Below are 16,543 nucleotides of genomic sequence, written 5' to 3'. Positions count from 1 at the left end.
CGGTGTTGATGGAGCCCGTAATCAGCGATACCACGCGTCACGGGTGCGACGGGCTCACTCCTTGTCCAGCTTGCCTACCAGCGACAGCGTGAAGGACGCGCCCATGTACTTGAAGTGCGGGCGCACCTGCAGGCTGCAACGATACCAGCCAGGCTGACCTTCCACGTCCTCAACCGTCACGCGGGCGGCGCGCAGCGGGCGGCGCGAGCGCACGGCAGGGGCCGGGTCATCCATGTCGGCAATGTACTGGCTCATCCACTGGTTCAGCTCGCGCTCCAGGTCCGAGCGCTCCTTCCAGCTGCCGATCTGCTCACGCTGGAGCACCTTCACGTAGTGTGCCAGCCGCGTCATGATGAACATGTAGGGCAGCTGCGTACCGAGTCGGTAGTTGGTCTCCGCCGCCTTACCCTCCGGCGTGCTGCCGAAGAACTTGGACTTCTGCGACGAGTTGGCCGAGAAGAACGCCGCGTTGTCCGCGTCCTTGCGGAACACCAGGCCGATGAAGCCCTCCTCGCTCAGCTCGTACTCGCGCCGCTCGGTGAGCATCACCTCGGTGGGAATCTTGGTCTGGATCTCCCCCATGGCCTCGTACTGGTGCAGCGGCAGCATCTCCACCGCGCCACCGGACTGCGGGCCGATGATGTTCGGGCTCCAGCGGAACTTGGCGAAGGAGTCCGCCACGCGGGTGGCGAACGCCGTGGAGGCGTGGCCCCACAGGTACTTGTCGTGCTGCCCGACGACGTCCTCGCTGAAGTTGAAGGCCTTCACGGGAATCGTCTTCTCACCGTAGGGCAGGCGCAGCAGGAAGCGCGGCATGCAGAGGCCCACGTAGCGCGCGTCCTCGCTCTCGCGGAACGAGTGCCACCGGGCGTACTGCGGGCCCTCGAACAGGGACTTGAGGTCCTTGAGGTTGGGCAGGTTGAGGAAGTTCTGCTCGCCGAACATCTCCGGGCTGGCGTTGGCGATGAAGGGCGCGTGGGCCATGGCCGCCACGGACGCACACTTGCGCAGCAGATCGATGTCCTGCGGGCCCGGGCCGAAGTCGTAGTTGCCCAGCATCAGGCCATAGGGCTTGCCACCGAACACGCCGTACTCGTTGGAGTACACCAGCCGGTACAGGCCGCTCTTCACCACCTCGGGCGAGTCCTCGAAGTCCTTGAGCAGGTCCTCCTTGGAGACGTTGAGCATCTCCACGCGGATGTTCTCGCGGAAGTCCACCCGGTCCACGAGGAACTTCAGCGAGCGCCAGGAGGACTCCAGCTTCTGGACCTCCTCGTGGTGCATGATCTCATTGACCTGGGACGACAGGCGCTTGTCGATCTCCGCGATCATCGCGTCGACGAGGGCCTTGTCGATGCGCTCCTCGGAGCGGTTGGGAGCCAGCATCTCGGCGATGAAGGCCTCCACGCCGCGGCGGGCAATGTCATAGCCCTCGTCCTTGGGCTTGATCTTCGCCTCGGAGAGGATCTCGTCCAGCAGGGAGGGCGAAACGGCGGCCGTGGTGGCCGCGGAATTCTGGGTCTGGGTCTGAGTGCTCATGATTCTCGCTCCCGCTGCTGGGACTACTTGGTCTCACCACCGTTGAGGCCGAGCTCGCTGATGAGGCGCTTGCGGCCCTCGTCATCGGCCAGCATGGCCTGGAGCTTCTTGCGGAAGGCCGGGACGTTGCCCAGGGGCCCCTTGAGCGCGTTGAGCGCGCTGCGCAGCTCCAGCAGCTTCCGCAGCTCGGGCACCTGGTTGACGATGCTCTCGGGAGCGAAGTCCGCCAGGCTCTTGAACTGCAGGGACACCGGCAGGCTGGCGCCGTTCTCGTTGGACAGCTTGTCCGCGACGGAGACGTCCACCTTGAGGTTCTGCTGCGCCATCACCTCGGTGAAGTTCATCTTGTCCACGTTGATGGGAGCGCGCTCCTCCAGCGGGCGGTCATCCTGCCGGCCGGTGAAGTCGCCCATCATGAGCATCTTCAGGGGCAGCTCGACTTGCTCCTGCATGTTGCCCGTGGCGGGCTTGTAGACGATGTTGACGCGCTCGGTAGGGGCGACGGAACTCTCTTTGCTCATCTGCTGCTTCTCCTCTCAACTGAGGTGGGTGGTACGTGGGTTCGTCGCCGGTGGTGCTCGTCAGAGGCCGCTGTCAGGGTTGAACGCGCAAGGCGGCAGCGGGGTCGAGCTGGGCGAGACGACGATAACGGATCCAGAAATCTCCTACCAGGAGGTCCTGTGTTTCTTTTCCGGCGAGGGCGCAGGTGAGGAAGCCCTCGAGGCACGCGGCGGCGAGCGCCGGTTCCCAGGAATCGAGAGAGTGCGCGGTGCATTCAGCATCGAGCACCTCGTAGAGCGCGCGGGCTGTGGTGAGTTGTCCTGCCTGGGCATGCATGCGCGCCAATTGCAGTCGTGCGACGAAGCGCGCGCGGGCCGTGGTGGCGGAGGTGAGCAGCGCCTGGGCTTCCCCCTCGGGGGATGCGCCCTGCGCGGAAGCTTCGAGCTCGCGAGGCAGGGGCATCGCGATGGCGGGCCGTGGGGCGGCGCCAGACTTCGTGAGCACCTCGCGCTTGAGCCACTCCTTCGTGGCCTCGTCCGCCAGGGCGGTGCCATCTGTTGCCACCAGGTCTACAACCGCTGGCAGGCGCTTGAGCAGGTTGGAGAGCTCCAGCAGCAAAGCCTCACGTGCGGGTGCATGTGTGGAGCCAAGCGATGCCAGGGCATGAGCACTGAAACGTTGCAGGTCCAGCGCAAAGCGATACTGCGCCAGGGTGGACTCGGCCTCGTCGAGCAGCTCTGCCCAGCGGGAGTGGGTTGAGAGGGTTTCCAGCTTGGTGCGCAGGTTGGCGGGCAGTGGCGGGAGGGATGTCCTGCCATTGGCGCCGGTGGGAGGTGGCTGTGTGATATGCAGCCACAGCCCGGTGCGCAGCAGCCGGTAGGCGAGCGGGTTGGCCGGGTTGGCGCGGCGGAGCACGCCGGAGGCACTCGACAGCGACGAGCCGATATTGCGCAGGAAGTCCGTAACGGCATCCGCGCTGGTGAGCTCGCCGCTCGGTGCGGTGGGGAGCTGAGAGGCCTGAACGGTTGCGACGGGAGGGGGCGGGGTCGCGACGGGAGGGGGTGGGGTCGTGACGGGCGCGGGGGGTGGCGTGACGGGAGCGGGACTGGCGGCAGCCGGCGCCTCCGCGGGCGTGACGGGCGCAGGAGTGGTGGCGGGCTGGGCGGCCACTGGCGCGGGGGGCGTAGGCGCGGGAGCCGTGGGCGGCGCGGGCTCGCTGGGCATGCTCGCGCGCAGCCGCTCGAGGTGGGTGAGCAGTGGTCCCATCGCCGGGCTGTGGGAGGCGAGTCGCGCGCGCGTCACCTCGGCGAGCTTCGACACGGCGGAGGACAAGCCCTCCACCACCGCGGGCGAGGTGCTGTCGGCCTGCACGGTGGGGAGCACATGCTTCATTCGCTCCACGTACCAGGAGAGCGCGAGCCCGCGGCTGCGCAGGCGCGAGGCCTCCGGGAAGAGGCCCTGCCAGTAGCGCTCGGTCAGCTCCGTCAGCACCGTGGCGCCGGTGATGGCGCCGGGCAGGCCCTCCACCATGTACAGCCCGTAGGCGAAGTAGGAGGCCAGCCAGAGGTCCTTGGTGGTCGTCCGCAGCAGCTCTCCGGCGTCGCGGACGACCTCGTCCCAACGCACGGAATCCCCCGTGGGGGACTCGAGCTTGGCCACCTCCGAGAAGACGCTCTCGTAGGTGGGGTGGTGCTTGGACGAGGCGCCACTGGGGGCTTGGGCGGAGATGGGCTCGAGCCACTTGTTGGCGCGCTCGCGAAGGCTGTCGGTGGAGGGCGTCATGGTGGGCGCGCCTTCAGCGGGCAAGGGCACGCAGGAGCTGCTCGAGCGTGCTCTGAGAGGAATCGATGACCTGGCGCTGCGAAGCGGACAGGGCCTGCTTCGCCTGCGCCATGGCGGCGGGCTTGTCGGTGCGCAGGGGCCAGACGTTGGTGCCCGTGCGCGTGGGTTGGGCCAGGTGAAGCAGAAGGGTGGGGGGCGCGGCGCCCAGACAGAGCAGGAGCCGGGGCTGCTGCCCGTCAGACCAGAAGAAAGAGGGAGGCTGGGCCGACCAGCGCAGCAGCCGCGTGGCGAGCTCCAGCCAGGTGATAGGCCCCATATGCGAGGGATAGGGGCAATCCAGCATCACGCCGGCGAGGCCCTGTTCGCGGTGGCGCTCGCCCGCGCAAGCGGTGAGGAAGGTGTGCAGCGCGTAGTAGCGCCCCTCGGCGGGACGGTCTCCGAGGACGTGCTGGAGCAGCTCCGTACAGCGCTTCTCGGACAGGAGGGCCTCCCGGAGCCGCTCGGCCACGCGGAGGTCTCCAGGACGTGCGGTGGGCAGCCTCGCCGTGCGCTCCTGCAACTGAGGCACGTCGAGGGTGGCGGCCTCGCGCAGGAGCGCCTCGCTGGCCCGGAGGAACGGCTGGTAGGTCTCCGGCACCAGCGCATAGCTCCCGGCCACCTCTGCAGCGGGCAACTCCCGGAAGAGTGCCAGCGGAAAGGCACGCCCCACACTGTCCGCGCTCGGCGCCAGCACGCCCACCAGCACCGAGCTCTCGCCGGGTGCGGTGAAGACAAAGCTGACGGGAGTCGTGGGCAACGCGCTCCGGGCCCCGTGCAGCCGGCCGGTGCTCTCCTCCATCCAGCGGAAGAGGTACCGCGCCAGGGGGCTGGCCGCGTTGTGCCGGACAAACTCCGCGTGGCGCGGAGCCTTGCCCAGCAGTCCAATGTGAGGCGCCTGCGTCATCCTCAGGGCGCTCCGTTCGTGCTCACCATCTCGATACAGCCCTTGCCCCCGCGAGCAATCCCGAGCGGCGGCGTCAGGCCCGGATCCCGGAAGATCTGCAGCAGTCGGGAGGTGTTGTTGCCCGACAGGCCGAAGAACGGGTTGGCGGTGCGCTCAGGCCGGAAGTCGATGGCGACGAGCGCCCCGTTCATGTCCTCGATCTCCCAGACGGCGGTGAAGAAGCGGCCGTCGCCGCTGGGCTCGATGCGCTTCACGCGCTCGAGCAGGCGGAAGAGGCCCCACTCCCCGGGCTCGTCGATGTCGGCGGTGGCCCCGGAGGCGTTCTCCACGTGGATGTGCGCGCCCAGCTTGCCGGCCTGGCCGGGCCAGCTCATCGGCTTCCAGACGTTGTCCGGGCCGTTGCGGTAGAGCTCATCCGTCCCGTCGATCGTCAGGGTGATGGCGGAGATCTCCGAGGGCGCCGTGTCGGGCGACGTGCCCGCGCGGACGCGCACCTGGAAGCGGACGAGCGGATCCACCGTGTCACCCGGGTAGAGGGTGGTGGACAGGTTGTTCGCCTTCTCCAGGAAGGTGAGCAGGTCGTCGCGGTACATCTCGCGCGTGTTGATGTTGTTGAACGTCCACTTGCGGCCGGAGGAGATGACCTCGTCGGCCAGGTGCTGCTGGAGGAACTTGCGCAGGGTTCCGCCCGAGGGCCGCAAGAACTCGGAGAGCTCGGCCAGGGGCGCGTCCTGCATCGACTCGCGGACGAACGGGTAGCGGTTGGCCATGATGGCGGAGAACGGCTTGGCCACGGCCTCGCAGAAGTCGTTGCTCTTGTTCTGCGCCACGCCGGCGAAGACGATGGAGCGCATGTCCTGGAAGGGCGGCAGCAGCAGCTTCTCGAGGATGGGGACGCCGCTCTCGTACTTCTTGACGAGCATGGCCACGCTCTCGCGCGTGGTCTTGATCTTCTCGAGCAGTGCGCCGGACTCCGAGGGCTTCTCCTTCACACCCAGCAGGGAGTTGAGCACCAGCGCGAGCTGGTCCTGGTAGAAGTCCATCGCCGTCAGCTGCTCCTCGCCGTCTCCCGAGGGGGACTTCTCGTTGCTGAACCGGATGAGCGTGGCGAACTCCTTCTCCACGTCCCGGGGCCCGAGCGTGTACTCCCCCGTGGCTGCGTTCGGATCCAGCAGCTTCTGCTCGTCCTTCTTCTTGTCGTCCGGGAGGACCTTCTCGAGCATCCTTCGCGCCGTGCTCTTCTCCTCCTCCTTGGGGGTGCGCACCAACTGCACGTTGTAGGCGAGCGCCCGGAGCAGCTTGCCGAAGGCTGGCGGCTTGCCGCGCGTGAGGCTCTCGAGCAAGGCCTGCATCTGGTCCACGTCATCCGGAGGCCGGACGGTGATGGACTGGAGGAAGTCCTTCCACTCCTGGATGTACAGTTGGTAGTAGCGCGTGCGCAGCTCGGCGCGGGACTGCTCCTCGTCCTCCTTGGCGTCCCGATCCAGCACCCAGGCCTCCTTGTTCTTGAAGGCGGACTCCAGGCGCGAGCGCACCACCTGATCCCAGGCGGTCTTGGTGAAGGCCCCGCGGACGCGCTTGGCGCCACGCATGGCGGGCACGGCGCCGACGATGTCGTCCAGCGTCTGGTCCGGGTACTCGCGGCCCACGTCGGCGACGATACGGTCCAGCTCCAACGTGGTCACGGGAACACGGTTGAGCGCCCGGCGCGAGGCTCGCACGATGTTGTTGTTGCGGGCGAAGCCGAGCTGCTCTGGATCCGCCGCCAGCATCTGGATGTACGTGCGAGCGTGGCGACTGATGGCCTGTTGCAGGTTGGCCTCACCGCTCGCGCCCTTCACGTGCGTCCAGTGCCGCACCATCTGGTCCACCAGCCAGTCCCGATGGGCCTCGTCGAGCTGGGGCTCACGCGGCGTGTGCGGCCAGGTGATGAGCAGGTACATCTTCAGCGCATCGAAGTGGTGCGCATAGTCATCGGATCCGGGCTTCCACTCCGGCGAGTCCTGGTTGTCCGAGAAGATCTTCAGGTTCTGCTCGATGCGCTCGTACTGGTTGCCGAGCAGCACCCGGCGCAGGGCGGTGTTGTAGAAGGACTGCGCCAGCGGGAAGAGCTTCTCACCCTGATACATTCCGAAGCGCAGCCAGAAGGGAGTTCCCTCCGTCTTGTACTTCGTCAGCTCCTGGAGCTGCGCCTGCAGCGGAGACAGGTCCTGGATGCGCGCGAGGTCGTCGCGGGCATCGAGCTGCACGGCGGTGATGGCATCGCGCACGTCGCGCGCCAGCCACCTGTTCTGGAAGTAGGAGACGATGGGCAGCACCAGCATCAGCGCCGCGGCCGTGAAATAGGTGGCCGTGAGCACCAGCTGCCGCCGCCGGTAGCGCTGCTCCTCGATGGAGCTGCGGACGGCCATCTCCTGGTCCTGGAACATCACCTTGGTGAAGATGTCCCACAGGAAGTAGCTACGTCCCTCCGCGCTGGTTTCCGGCTGCGGGCGCGAGTCGCCGAAGAGCTCACCTGAGCTGTTGGCCAGCCGCTCCATCGGCTTCACGTCTTGGGTGCCGCTGGTGAAGTACAACCCGCGCATCACCGGCGTGTCCTGGTACACGTTGTCCAGGAAGAGCGGCTGGATGAACTCGGCCAGGTTCTTGCGCAGCGAATCGAACTTCTGCGGGAACTGGTAGATGTGCTCGCGCGACTCCAGCCGGCGCTCCTGGCCCAGCCGCTTCAGCGTGCGCTGCTCCAGCACCGTCACCAACTCGTCGAAGCGCTCCAGCAGCAGGTCCGTGGAGGCCTCCGCCTGCGCGTTCATGGGCGAGGTAAAGCCCCAGATCTGCCCGCGCTCGGAGCGCGTCAGGTCCGCGTACATCTCCGTGAAGCCGGGGATGAGATCACACTTGGTGATCATCAGGTACACGGGCACCAGCGTGCGCAGGCGAGAGGTGATCTCATCCAGGCGCTCGCGGATGCTCTGTCCCAGCTCACCCGCGACCTGGGGATCCACCCCCATCAGCTCGCTGACGCTCACCGCCACGATGAGGCCGTTGATGGGCCGCTTCGGGCGGTACTTCGTCAGCGTGTCGAGGAAGGCGAACCACTCGGGCTTGTCGTCCTCGCTGCTCACGTACCGGCCAGCGGTGTCGAGGATGACGGCCTCGTTGGTGAGCCACCAGTCGCAGTTGCGCGTGCCGCCCACACCCCGGATGCCGCCGCCCTTGGCGGACAGGTAGGGGAACTTCAGCCCCGAGTTGCGCAGCGCGGTGCTCTTGCCCGCGCCCGGCGGACCGACGATGAGGTACCAGGGCAGGACCGCGAGGGCGTCCTTGCGGCCCCGAGACAGCTTGGAGTTCTTGAGCGCATCCACCGCCTTGGAGAACTCGGCCTGCATGGCCTTGATCTCTGGCTGCAGATCCGGCCGGACTGTCTTGACCTGCTCCTCGGCCTGCTGCTCCAGCGCGCCCTCGAGCTGCTTGGCCGCCTTGCGCGCCTTCACCTTGCCGACGATCCACCTGCCGAGCGCGAACAGCAGCAGCATGCCCGTGGCGACGAGTCCGGCGAAGATTGGCGGCACTCCGAGAAGGGCGATGGCACCATAGGCCATGCCCGTCAACATCGTGATGACGATGGCCCAGATCACCGCGTATCCCCCGTGTTGGTGGCCATGTGCAGCTTGATCTCGTTCAGGAAGGTGTCGACGTTGCCGTTCAGGCCGAGCATCAGCCCGCCATAGACGAGCAGCGCGAGCATCATCGCCCCCAGCGAGATGATCATCGGCGAGATCCTCCGCTTGCCGGCGAGCATGGACTCGGTGGGCCGCTCACCGTGCGGCGACAGCAGCTCGTAGTCGAAGGGCTTGGCGCGCTCGAGGTCCTTTTGGACCGAGTCGATGAGCGTCATCAGCTCCAGCTCTCCGCCGCGGATGCGGTAGCGGCCCTGGAAGCCGAAGAGCATGCACAGGTAGTAGACCTGCAACACCTCGGCGCGGTGTGGATCCTTCCGGATGGACTGCAGGCGGTGGAAGAAGCCGTCACCGGCGACGTTCTCGTTGAAGTACTGGAGCTGCAGCAGGTTGGTCATCCAGAACGAGCGGTAAGGCTCGGGCCGGGTGAGGGCGACCTCGTCGAGCAGGGCGACCATGGCGTAGGCCATGTCCTGGGCGTCCTGGTGGCTGAAGCCCAGCACGGCGGCGCGCCGCAACAGCTCATCCACAACGCCGCGCAGCCGGTGGTGCAGCACCTCTGGAGGGGGAACCGAGGCGGCATCCGAGTTGCGGATGCGGATGGCCGCGTCGAAGCAGTCCTTGGTGGCTTCGGTAACTCGTTGCATGGCGTGAGCTTGTCAGCGGCTGGCGGTGGGGACGGCGAGCAGCTCCACCGTCGTCTGTGCGGCGTCGAAGGGATGCGGCAGGTAGAGGGCGAGCGTGCGATCTCTCATCGCGCTCCTCCAGTAGCCGTCCGAGGTGAAGAGCGAGAAGTAGAGCGTGCCCGGCTGGATGGGCACCTCGGGCGGGGGACGGTAGTTGACCTGGATGGGCACGCCAGGAGAGGCGGCTTGCACCAGGCTCTGGATGTCCACCCAGCTGGCCAACTTGGCGAGCTTGGGGAGCTGCTCGGCCACCACCTTCTCCGGCAGCTCGCTGCGCACGGAGAGGAAGAACTGGCCGCAGCGATCCAGCCGCTCGTCCTCCAGCTTGCCGCGGTAGAGCCGATCCTCGCCGGACTGCATCTGCACCGAGAGGCACTGCTCGAGGGCCACGGAGCGCAGCAGCGACTGGAGGCGGCGGAACAGCTCCTCGAAGGTGGCGCGCAGCTGGATGAACTGGAAGGGCGGCAGCGTGGTGGGGTCCGCGTCCGCCACGAACGTGCACAGCTGGCCCGCGCACTGGCTGAGGGCCAGGTAGAGGGCGTGCGGCCGCATGTTGCCCGCGTCGATGGCGTGCTGCAGCAGCGGGATGACGCCGTTGAGGGCGCTGAGCTCCAGGAAGAGCGTCACGTCCGAGGCGGTGAACTCGAGCGCGGACGCGTCCCGGTGCTTGCGCCGCGAGGCGAGCTGGCGCTGCTTGGCCACGATGAGCCGCAGCAGGTTGCGCAGCTCGCTCATGATGTAGGGCGAGGCGTCGATGCGCAGCGTGGGAGGGATGTAGTTCTCGACGAGCGTCAGGCTGCCGGAGCGGTCGCGCGACAGCTCGGCGATCTTGATGGCGTCGTAGTCCTCGCGCGGCTCGGTGCCGAAGAGCAGCCGCACGTTGCGCTGCGCGAAGGCCACCGGAACGATGGAGGTGGACGAGGTCAGGTCGTTCACCGGCCGGTTGGTCGGGCTGAAACGCGGATTGCCGCTCGTGCGGTCGCTACCGCCGTAACTCTCCACGCCACTGCGCTCGCGCGGGACGCCGATGTACACGTCCAGCACCTGCTGGGCCGGCGGGAAGGCGCCTTCCGTCGGGCGGGACGGTGGGGCCTCGGGATCTCCATTGTGGAAGGCGATGGGCATCCCGTCGGGGAGCACGCCGTTGAAGTGGCGCATCTGTACCCGGCCGGCGCGCAGCGCCTCCATGTCGAACTCCAGGGAGAAGATGCCCCAGGGGTACGGCTCCACCGCGCCCAGCCGGAGGTCCAGCAGGTTCTCGTGATAGAGGTCGAGCTGCTGGAGGTGGTGGGGACTCATGAACATCCCCTCCGACCAGACGACGCGTTGTGCGTTCTTCATGCACTCCCCTTGGGGTGAGCTGGCACCTCTGCCTCGGACGGGACGGCGGGCGCCGGCTGCGTCAGCGAGAACTGGGTGCGAAGGATGTCGATCTGATAGCCCTGGAGCCGGTAGCGCAGCTGCACGTCACCAAGCTTGGGCTCGCCCTGGTCTCCCGCGGGCCGCTCGACGCAGAAGGGCTCGGGCACGGGGTCGAGCGCGGAGACGGTGCGCCACGAGTAGCCGAGCGGCTGGCGGAAGTGGCCCATGGTCAGGATGAAGCGGGCCTTGGGATCTCTCTGGATCCACCGCTGGAACTTCTGGCCTGGGGCGACGGTGAACTCGGCCACCTGGAGTAGATCCTCTCCGAGGAACTCCTTGGGGCGGCCCCACAGGTCGCGGAAGCTCGCGCGCTCCAGCTTCGCGCTGTCCTTGAGCTGGATGACCTGGACGACGGTGGGCAGCGAGCGCCCGCGTGGATCAGGATTTACCTGCTCGGACACGTCCAGGAAGACCTGCATGGGAGGAGGGGTCTCGCACGGCTTGGGCCCCAGGCGCTTCGCGCATGAGGTGCCAGCGGTGGCCGCGAGCAGGATCGTGAGCAGAACCCTCTTGCTTCGACTACCGGAACGGACGCACGCCTCGGGGCATGCGTGTGGCTGTGCCTTCACGAGTCCTCTTCTCACGTGCGGTGGCTCCCCCCTCCACAGGTCTGATGGACAGGGTGAAACCTGCCAGAGTGTACGAAATGCCGCAAGTCCACGCCTATGCATACTCGGAGCGTAACGGGTTCACGAGTGGCAGGGGCAAGCATGTAGCAGGACGTACTGACGTGTTGACGTCTTCGAGGAGGGGCCTCCTCGATGAGAACGAAGCCGGGACGCATTTCCAGTGAGAGCCCTGCTAGAGTGCGGCGGCTTGCTGCACAGTAGCTCTACGCCGTGGCGCGCTGGTGTTGCGCCGCGATTCACCCGAAGCGGGGGAGTCATGGGACGAAGGATTCTCGCGCCTGGCGCACTGGTTCTGTTGCTGTTGCTGCCTGGGATGGCGGCCTTCGCGCAGCAGACCTCATTCAAGTCCTTCGAATTGGAACGACTGGAGTTGAACCCCGGCGCCGAGGGCTCACTGGTGGTGGGCATGGGGGAACTGCTTCAGGCCGGGCAATTCCGGCTGTCTGCCGTGGGCCACTACGCGCACCGGCCGCTGATGCTGTACCGGCAGGGCAAGCAGGAAGAGGTCATCGGTGGGCGAGGCACGATGCACCTGTCCGCGGCCTATTCAGTGATGAACTGGTTGCAGGTGGGGGCACAACTCCCGGTGGTGATGTTGCAAAGCCTCGGGCCGAGCGTTTCGAACCCGGATGCCGCGAGGTCCTTGTTGCTGGGGACGCCCACGGTGGGCGTGCGCGTGGGACTGCTCACCCAGGACGCTCAGGGCGGGTTTGATGTGGCGGTGGGGGGAGACGTTGGGCTGAATGTGGGCAACGCGGATGGGTACGCGCGCGATGCCGGGTTGCGCTACCTGCCGAGGGTGATGGTGGGCCGGCGCTTCGGCTTCCTCCGCGCGGCAGTGGATGTGGGAATGATGGTGCGCCCGGGTGGACGCATCACCGAGGTCGGCTCTGAGGTCCAGGATGAACTGGGCAATGAGTTGCGCGTTGGTGCCGCATTGGTGTCGACGGGGGCTCGGACCCGGTGGGAGATCAACGTCCGGGGCATGGTGCCTCTGTCGAAGCAGCCGGGCTCCATGGAGTTGATGCCTGGGGTGCGCTACCTGGTGAATCCGTCGCTGGAAGTATTCGGGCTGGCGGGCATTGGGGTTGGCAAGACGCCAGGGACGCCTCTGTTCAGGGTGCTCGCGGGCGGCTCCTTTGGACATGTGACACCGCGCCAGGGGCCGGGCGAGTTCTCCGTCAGGTGCGAGCTGGGGCTTTCCCTTCCGCCCGCGGAGTGCCCGAACAAGGACTATGACGGGGACAGTGTGCCCAACATCCGTGACGAGTGTCCGATGCTGGCCGGTACGCCCGATCGCAAGGGCTGTCCGCCTCGGGATACCGATGGCGACGGCCTCGAGGACACGCTGGACGCCTGCCCGGCGCAGCCGGGACCTGCCGCCAACCAGGGCTGTCCGGTGCCCGATGATGATGGTGACGGAGTGAGGAACGAAGAAGACAACTGTCCGACGGAGCCAGGTCCGGCGGAGAACCGGGGTTGCCCCGTGATGGACCGGGACAAGGACCTCATCCCCAACGATGATGATGCGTGCCCGGACGAGCCCGGCCCGCCCGAGCGTCAGGGGTGCCCGGAGGAGGACTCGGACAAGGACGGCGTGCCCAACAGGGCGGACAGCTGCGTCAACCAGCCTGGCCCCGAGAGCAACCTGGGCTGCCCGGAGCACGAGAGCCCGCTGGTGTCCCTCACGCACAAGCAACTCGAGCTGCGTGGCAAGGTGTACTTCGATGCCTCGCAGGCGCGGATCCAGCAGCGTTCCTTCTCGGTGCTGGATTGGGTGGCGAAGGTGATGAACGAGCACCCGGAGATTCCCCGGGTGGTGGTGGGGGCGCACACGGATGACCGTGGCCTGGGTGATGAGAATCGCCGGTTGTCCCAGCGGCGTGCCGATGAAGTGAGGCGTTACCTCATCAGCAAGGGCGTGGCCGCTGAGCGGCTGGATGCCAGGGGTTATGGTCCGGACCGGCCCCTCGACAGCAACGCCACCTCCATCGGTCGTGAGAACAACCGCCGGGTGGACTTCTTCATCATCCGTGACGGCGAGTCGGGCGCGGGGGCTCCGAAGTAGCAGGCGAGTGGCCGCTCTTCTTCCAACCTCCTTCCACCTGAGGATTCCTTTCCCTGGTGGAAGGAGCGAGGGCTCCGGACCGGTTGGCTTTGCGGTGGCGATGACCGCGAACTGACGGGTCCTGCCCCGGTCCTGTTTCGCGCGCTACGAAGGCTCGTGGCTGCGTCGGGCCGGGCCGGGTGCCGGGCGCCGTGGGGGCCAAGCACAACCAGGTAAGGTGGACGCACCAGTCCCCTGGCGAGCCATGCGTCTGCAAGGCGCGAGGTGTCTCTGGCGGCGCCCGTCCCAGACTGGTCTGGAGGAGGTCACTCCCGGCGTTGCCTCGCTGGCGCGAGAGGCGCTCTGGCTCGAGAGACCTCCTCGCTCACGGCGCAGGGCGAGCACCGGGTGGCGGGTGTGTGGAAGAGTCTCGGTTCCTCCACACACCCGTTGTCACATTACAGCCTGCTACCCGCCATTCCGCGGCGACGGGAGACTGCCTTGCCCAGGATTCCGAGCAGTCCGAGCAGCCACGGCGTTGGAGACCCCTTCGAGGCCGAGCAGCCCAACCCTCCGCCTTCGGCTCGGATGTCCCGGCCCAGGTAGACGCTCCAGCTGAAGCTCGTCTCCGCTTTGTTGCCCGCCTCATCCTCTGCGTAGACGATGAGCGTATGCGGACCCTCCTCCAGGTCGGCGAACGACACATTCGTTTCGCAATCCGCAGGGTCTTGGATATCCAGCTTGCACCTGAAGGTCACACTTTCATCTGCGGAGAGGCCGAACGTGGCGGAGCGACTCGACGAGTTCTTTTCAGGCCCGTCGATCGTTATGTTGGGGGACTTGTTGTCCATGACGAAGTTGAGCCGCCCCGACATCTCGCCCGTATTTCCGGCTCTGTCTGTGAGCCTGAACCTCACGGAGTGAGGACCATCCGTTGGCTTCCGATCAGCAGCGATGGTGAGCTCCCAGTCCCCATTGTCATTGTCGCCGACTACTGTCGTTCCAAGGGGCGTCTGTTCGTCATCAAGGTACACGGAGAGCGTGCTGAAGCGCTCACCAGCCGCAGTCCCCTTCACGGTCAGCTCCTTGTAGCGCCTTCCTTCTGTGGGTAGCTGAACGAGGGGCGCGACCGGGTCCTGTCTATCCACCGTCCAGGAGAGCTCCACGGGCTCGACCTCCACGTTGCCTGCCTCATCGGTCGCCCTGATCTGGAGCGTGTAAAGCCCATCAGGTTTGTCCGTGAACGAGAGCGCTCGGAGCTTCTCCTTCGATACGCTTACATTGGTGACACCGTTCGGGTCTTTCAGTGTGAACTGGAAGGTTGGCGTCTTTGCTTCAGTCGGTGCGGTGACTTCCACGGTCGTGAAGTCGCCGGACACCCAGGCCTCTGGCGCCCTCGTGACGAAGGTGAAGGGCGCCGTCGTATCCACCACCCATTCATGCTTTGCCCAGAACTTCTCGGGGGTCTCGACAGTGGTTACGGACGAGTAGGCTTTCGCCAGGAACGTGTGGGGGCCCTCGGAGAGCGGATAGGTCTTGATGCAGATGGGGCGATCCGGAGCCGCTGGATCTATTTCAGTGGAGGTACAATCACAATCATCGTCCCAGGCCAGGAGATCCAACTGACAGTCAATCCGCAGGCCTGCCTTGTTCGCCTGCAGCCTGAACGTGATCGTCGTCTCTCTCGTGTCACCCGGGGGGAAGTCATTGTTCAAGATGAAGACCGTGGGCTGATTGGTGTCCACGGTCCATCTCCGCGTGGCAATCTGCGCCTCGGGGGTCGTGTTGCCGGCGCGATCCGTCGCCTTGACCTTGAAGGTGTAGGGACCTGACTCCACCGTGTCGAAGAACGGGTTTCCGCACGGCGTCACCAGCCTGCCGTTGAGCGTGCACTCATAGCTCGCCACGGGTTCGGAGAACGCGAAGGCGAAGGCCATTTCGGGAGAGGCGGTGGTGACGCCTTCGTCCGGTTGTCCGGAGCTGGTGACGGTTGGAGCAATCAGGTCCAACTCGAAGAAGAACGCCAGCGGGGTGCTCTCGTTGCCAGCCTCATCCCTTACCGAGGCTTCCACGGCGTAGACTCCGCTCTCCTTGCCCGTCCAGTCGTGCTGCCAGGAGCCGCTCGGGGCGGTCGGCATGGACTCGTCCACCAGCTTCGTTGGATCCAGGGGGATCCGCTTCAAGACCACCGAGCTTCCGGGCTCCGCGCTGCCGCTGATGCGGAGATTGTTGTTCGTCAGGCCGGCCAGACCGATCGTCAGCTTGGGCTTGCCGATGAGCATGCCCTCGGTCGCTGGCGTCAAGGTGCTGCCGAGCGTCCCCACTACGGGTCTGAGGGGGGGCGTCACATCTACGCGGATCTTGCGCGCCGCGCCGTCCCTGGGATTGCCCGCATCGTCGAACGCCTTCACGTCCAGTGTGTACTCGAACTGGCTCGTGGTGGGATTGAACTCACTCAGTGCTTCGGGTGCAACGACACTCCAGTTGCCCGCGTTGTCCGCGGTCGTGGTGATCACCGTCTGCGTGGTTCCTCCCGTCCAGCTCAGGGTCAGTTGCACCCGGTTCCCGGGATCCGACCTCCCCTTGAGCCGTGGCCACTGTGTCTGGATGCGTACCGGGGTGGTCCCCGCCGTCGTCACGTCGATGCTGGCCACGTGCGTCAGAGCGGGGATCGCAGGAGCTTGTGTGTCCAGCCTGAATCCCAGCCTGGCTGGAGCACTCACGTTGGCCGTGGGGGTCGCGGTGTCCGGCTGTGTCGCGGCGGGGACTCCGAGCAGCTTCACCGTCACCGTCACCGTCACCGTCACGTTGCTATTGGCCTCTGCCTTCCCGCTGACCAAGAGTGTATTGCTTGGGGTTGTCTCCAGATCGGGTCCGCCGATGAGCATGCCCTCACTCGCCGCTCTTCCCGGTAACTTCCCCAACTTCTCCACCACGGGCACCAGGGGGGCCGTGGTGTCCACGGTGAAATTCTGGCCCGTGCTCTTGGTGCTGTAGACTCCTTGAGTCGTGATGGCCGCCTTCATTGTATAGAGGCCGTCAGAGAGGTTTTGCGGCACCGTGAAGTTGAAGGCGCCACTGCCATTGGAAAAGGTTCGTCCCACCTCGACATCGTTCAGGTAGAGGACGACCTGGTATTCGCCGGCGCGTTGTTGCCTATGATGGTCGGGCGCCGGTTGGAAATGATCCCGCTTGGGCTGCTGAACGTGAGCGTTGACGCCTGAGGATTGGGGAGCGCGCTCAGAAGCGAGGAGACGGTTCCAGTCGACCCAGCTAGGAGCTTGTCGGAGTACCCCACCGTAGAGGGTGGGCCAGGA

Annotated in this window: 12 protein-coding genes; 3 read left to right on the top strand and 9 right to left on the bottom strand. The window is 66.3% G+C overall.

What is annotated here, in order from left to right; genetic code table 11:
- Positions 1–54: 54 nt before the first annotated feature.
- The 8 genes from tssC to tssJ all read right to left on the bottom strand — a co-directional run bounded on the left by tssC (position 55) and on the right by tssJ (position 11,002).
- On the bottom strand, positions 55–1,539 hold the full coding sequence (gene tssC / locus OV287_RS43220) for a type VI secretion system contractile sheath large subunit (RefSeq protein WP_267539890.1): 1,485 nt from the start codon (positions 1,537–1,539) through the stop codon (positions 55–57).
- A 23-nt stretch (positions 1,540–1,562) separates the two neighbouring features.
- The gene (tssB, locus tag OV287_RS43215) at positions 1,563–2,060 is read right to left on the bottom strand and encodes a type VI secretion system contractile sheath small subunit (RefSeq protein WP_267539889.1); all 498 of its coding nucleotides are present in this window, start codon (positions 2,058–2,060) and stop codon (positions 1,563–1,565) included.
- Positions 2,061–2,133: 73 nt separating this feature from the next.
- Positions 2,134–3,822: a type VI secretion system protein TssA gene (gene tssA, locus OV287_RS43210; protein WP_267539888.1), complete on the bottom strand. Its 1,689-nt coding sequence runs from the start codon at positions 3,820–3,822 to the stop codon at positions 2,134–2,136.
- Between the two features lie 13 nt (positions 3,823–3,835).
- Positions 3,836–4,765, bottom strand: coding sequence for a type VI secretion system-associated protein TagF (tagF, locus tag OV287_RS43205; protein ID WP_267539887.1), 930 nt, complete (start codon positions 4,763–4,765; stop codon positions 3,836–3,838).
- A 2-nt stretch (positions 4,766–4,767) separates the two neighbouring features.
- Positions 4,768–8,400: a type VI secretion system membrane subunit TssM gene (gene tssM, locus OV287_RS43200; RefSeq protein WP_267539886.1), complete on the bottom strand. Its 3,633-nt coding sequence runs from the start codon at positions 8,398–8,400 to the stop codon at positions 4,768–4,770.
- Entirely contained in the window at positions 8,397–9,089 is a 693-nt protein-coding gene (locus OV287_RS43195; RefSeq protein WP_267539885.1) for a DotU family type IV/VI secretion system protein, read from the bottom strand. Before OV287_RS43195 ends, tssM begins: the two co-directional genes overlap by 4 nt.
- Before the next feature lie 12 nt (positions 9,090–9,101).
- Positions 9,102–10,469, bottom strand: coding sequence for a type VI secretion system baseplate subunit TssK (gene tssK / locus OV287_RS43190; RefSeq protein WP_267539884.1), 1,368 nt, complete (start codon positions 10,467–10,469; stop codon positions 9,102–9,104).
- Complete coding sequence (gene tssJ / locus OV287_RS43185) at positions 10,466–11,002, bottom strand: type VI secretion system lipoprotein TssJ (RefSeq protein ID WP_373371935.1); 537 nt, start codon at positions 11,000–11,002, stop codon at positions 10,466–10,468. Before tssJ ends, tssK begins: the two co-directional genes overlap by 4 nt.
- A 433-nt stretch (positions 11,003–11,435) precedes the next feature.
- On the opposite strand from tssJ, the gene OV287_RS43180 reads away from it, so the two are divergent.
- Positions 11,436–13,247 (top strand): OmpA family protein, encoded by a 1,812-nt coding sequence (locus tag OV287_RS43180; protein ID WP_267539883.1) that lies wholly within the window; start codon positions 11,436–11,438, stop codon positions 13,245–13,247.
- A 437-nt stretch (positions 13,248–13,684) separates the two neighbouring features.
- On the opposite strand, the gene OV287_RS56735 is transcribed toward OV287_RS43180, so the two are convergent.
- Positions 13,685–15,880, bottom strand: a complete 2,196-nt coding sequence (locus OV287_RS56735) for an Ig-like domain-containing protein (protein WP_267539882.1) — start codon at positions 15,878–15,880, stop codon at positions 13,685–13,687.
- Positions 15,881–15,911: 31 nt separating this feature from the next.
- Between OV287_RS56735 and OV287_RS43170 the strand changes: the two genes are divergently transcribed.
- Entirely contained in the window at positions 15,912–16,223 is a 312-nt protein-coding gene (locus OV287_RS43170) for a hypothetical protein (RefSeq protein ID WP_267539881.1), read from the top strand.
- Positions 16,224–16,228: 5 nt separating this feature from the next.
- A complete protein-coding gene (locus OV287_RS43165) occupies positions 16,229–16,450 on the top strand; it encodes a hypothetical protein (protein WP_267539880.1) in 222 nt (73 codons plus the stop codon).
- The last annotated feature ends 93 nt before the right edge of the window (positions 16,451–16,543 follow it).

Source organism: Archangium lansingense (assembly GCF_026626635.1).
GTDB lineage: Bacteria > Myxococcota > Myxococcia > Myxococcales > Myxococcaceae > Archangium > Archangium lansingense.
The sequence above is the reverse complement of the archived record's forward strand: the minus strand, read 5'-3'. Positions and strand labels throughout refer to the sequence as shown.

Excerpts from the sequence above, each read along its gene's own strand:
- tssK (WP_267539884.1), bottom strand. The coding sequence starts at position 10,469 with ATGAAGAACGCACAACGCGTCGTCTGGTCGGAGGGGATGTTCATGAGT.
- tssC (WP_267539890.1), bottom strand. The coding sequence starts at position 1,539 with ATGAGCACTCAGACCCAGACCCAGAATTCCGCGGCCACCACGGCCGCC.
- OV287_RS43180 (WP_267539883.1), top strand. The coding sequence starts at position 11,436 with ATGGGACGAAGGATTCTCGCGCCTGGCGCACTGGTTCTGTTGCTGTTG.
- tagF (WP_267539887.1), bottom strand. The coding sequence starts at position 4,765 with ATGACGCAGGCGCCTCACATTGGACTGCTGGGCAAGGCTCCGCGCCAC.
- tssA (WP_267539888.1), bottom strand. The coding sequence starts at position 3,822 with ATGACGCCCTCCACCGACAGCCTTCGCGAGCGCGCCAACAAGTGGCTC.
- tssB (WP_267539889.1), bottom strand. The coding sequence starts at position 2,060 with ATGAGCAAAGAGAGTTCCGTCGCCCCTACCGAGCGCGTCAACATCGTC.
- OV287_RS43195 (WP_267539885.1), bottom strand. The coding sequence starts at position 9,089 with ATGCAACGAGTTACCGAAGCCACCAAGGACTGCTTCGACGCGGCCATC.